This is a genomic window from Leucobacter faecis, assembly GCF_054456695.2.
The window spans coordinates 1-2,539 of the sequence record NZ_JBTJER020000025.1 but is presented as its reverse complement, the minus strand read 5'-3'; the positions used below and the strand labels follow the sequence as shown (position 1 = coordinate 2,539).

The 2,539-nt window shown below is 62.1% G+C and carries 2 protein-coding genes; both read right to left on the bottom strand.

The genetic code is table 11. The annotated features are described in order from the left end of the window. Positions 1-59: 59 nt before the first annotated feature. Positions 60-803, bottom strand: a complete 744-nt coding sequence (locus ACXR2W_RS14100) for an ATP-binding protein (RefSeq protein WP_458817132.1) — start codon at positions 801-803, stop codon at positions 60-62. Next, positions 803-2,377 carry an IS21 family transposase gene (gene istA, locus ACXR2W_RS14095; protein ID WP_458817130.1) on the bottom strand — a complete coding sequence of 525 codons (1,575 nt, stop codon included), beginning with the start codon at positions 2,375-2,377 and terminating at the stop codon, positions 803-805. The genes ACXR2W_RS14100 and istA overlap by 1 nt, the downstream gene beginning before the upstream one ends. Between the last annotated feature and the right edge of the window lie 162 nt (positions 2,378-2,539).

The window sequence follows — 2,539 nt, the reverse complement described above, 5'->3', positions numbered from 1 at the left end:
CCGCGGAATCGCGCTGGTGAGCACCAGCAATAAGTGCTGCTGCTCACCAGCGGGCGGGGTTAGCCGCGGGCGGTACGCTCCCGCATGTTCGTCTCGCCGGTCTCTACCCAGATCGTGCGGTGCACGATTCGATCCATGATCGCGTCGGCGTGCACGTCGCCGCCGAGCCGGTCATGCCAGTCAGGTTTCTTGTATTGGGTGCAGAACACCGTTGAGACGGTGTCGTAACGACGTTCGAGGAGCTCGAGGAGCATCCCGCGCAGACTGTCGCTGGGCTGGTCAAGGAGCCACTCATCGATCGTCAGCAAATGGTAGGCCGCATACTTACGCAAGAACTTCTCCTTCCCGCCAGGTTTGTCCTCTGCCGCATGCCACGCCTCTTCAAGGTCAGGCATCCGGATGTAGAGCGCCCGATACTGGTGTTGGCAGGCCGCCCGAGTGAGCGCTGACCCCAAATAGGTTTTCCCTGACCCGGTGAACCCTTGGAACACGACGTTCTCGGCCCGGCTGGCGAACGTGCACGTGCCTAGCTGCGCGATGACGCCCCGGTCGAGGCCACGCTCCTCAAGCAAATCAAGCCGTCTGAGCTCAGCGTCCGGGTAGCGCAGGCCAGCCCGCCGGATGAGCCCTTCGATTTTGGATTGCGAGAACGATGCATGGGCGTCATCTACGGCGAGCTTAATGCGCTCACTAAACGGCATCCCGAGGGTGAGGGTGTCGTCTTGCCCGGTCAACGCGTCAACGAGCGCGGTGGCTCCCATTTCGCGGAGCTTGTGCTTGGTGTCGGTATCGATGATCGTCATTATGCGTTCCCTCCATAGTAGGCAGCGCCACGCACATACCCCGTCGCCGCGGCGGTATCGCCAGTCGCCCGGGCATCGCTGAACCGGGGACGCCGTTTCCCCGTCTCGTCTTGTCTGGTCTCGAGGATGGGGCGCAGATGCGCGTAACGAGGAGACCTGACCTTGGTCGCCAACGCGATCTCGCACGCTCGCTCGACCCGGCTACTGGCATACCTGCGAGAGAGCCGCAACACCGCCAAAGCCGCATTCAAACCTTGTTCCTCGATCGGTGCAGACGCGAAGATGCGTGCGACAACGGTCGTGGTGTGCGGGCCGATTCGTGTCGCCCACTCACGGGCCCGCGCGCTGTCCCACTCCTGATACTTGGGGCCGTCGGGCAGATCACCATCCCTGGTGCAGTATTCGCCAGTGACGTTTGTCGGGACGAGGGCGTGGGAAGCGAGACGGTCGCCGCCCTGATAGATCTCAATCACTCGCTCAGTGACCCGCACATCAACGAGTTCACCCACATGCGGGTAGGGAACCGAGTAATGGTTCTTCTCCCATACAACGTGCCCGTCTCGCCCCACTCTGCGCCCATACGCCCAACGACTGATCTCGTACGGGACGGCGGGCAAGGGCCTGAGCCTGGGCCGTTCTTCGCTGTCGAACACGCTCTGCCGGGAGCCAGCACGTTTCTGGAACGGCGCCCGGTTGAACGCTTCCATCTGCTCATAGATCGCTTCCCGTAGCTCGGGAAGCGTGGCGAACTCGCGGTGGCGCAGCGACGCGATCACCCACGTCGCGACACTCCACACCGTGTTCTCAACGCTCGCTTTGTCTTTGGGCCGGCGGGGCCGGCCCGGTAGCACGGCAGCCGAGTAGTGCGCGGCGAGTTCTCGGTAGGCGTCGTTCAACACGACTTCTCCCTCGCGGGGATGTTTGATCACCCCGGTTTTCAGGTTGTCGGGCACGATCCTGGGGGTCGTGCCGCCAAACCAGTCAAACATGGCGACGTGGCAAGACAGCCACGTGTCTTGGCGCATATCGAGGCTGGGTTCGACAAAGCCCAAGCGTGAGAACGGGAGACAAGCAACGAACAAGTACACGCGCGTTGTCGCCCCCGTCGCGGGGTTGGTGAGTTGCATCGTCGGGCCTGACCAGTCGACCTCGACCGTTTGACCGGCCTTGTGCCCTACGCGTGATGAGATGCCCTGCGTGCGCACATAGTCAGCGTACGTTTTGCAGAACCGGTCGTACCCCATGTTGGGGCGGCCCGCGGCCTGGCACTGATCGCGGTACTCGGCGTGGAGGAGTTTCAGTGTGACTCCAACCCGTGCGAGTTCGCGATGCAGCCTCGGCCAATCGGGCTGCTCGTAGACACTCTCCCGGTCACCACTCCCGGGGAAGAGTCGCTCGTATACCTCGGCCTCGCTCATCTCAGCGGCGGTATCCCAAGCAAGGTTCTCTCGGACTGCTGCCCGTTCAACCTTGATGACGCTATGGCGAGACACCCCTTGAGCCTCGATCTGCGCGAACGAGAGCCCATCGTGGCGGAGCTGAAGGACCAGCTTCGCCCTGATTTTACGTACCATCAGAATTACTCCTTCTGTCGCACGATTACGGCGCGCGACAGAAGGAGCTTCGCATGATGGTGCTCACAAGGAATATTCACCGGTGCTCACCAGACAATAACTGCGCTTCAGCGGGCGGTGCTCAACCGGAATACTGGCGGTGCTCAGAAGTCCGAATACTCA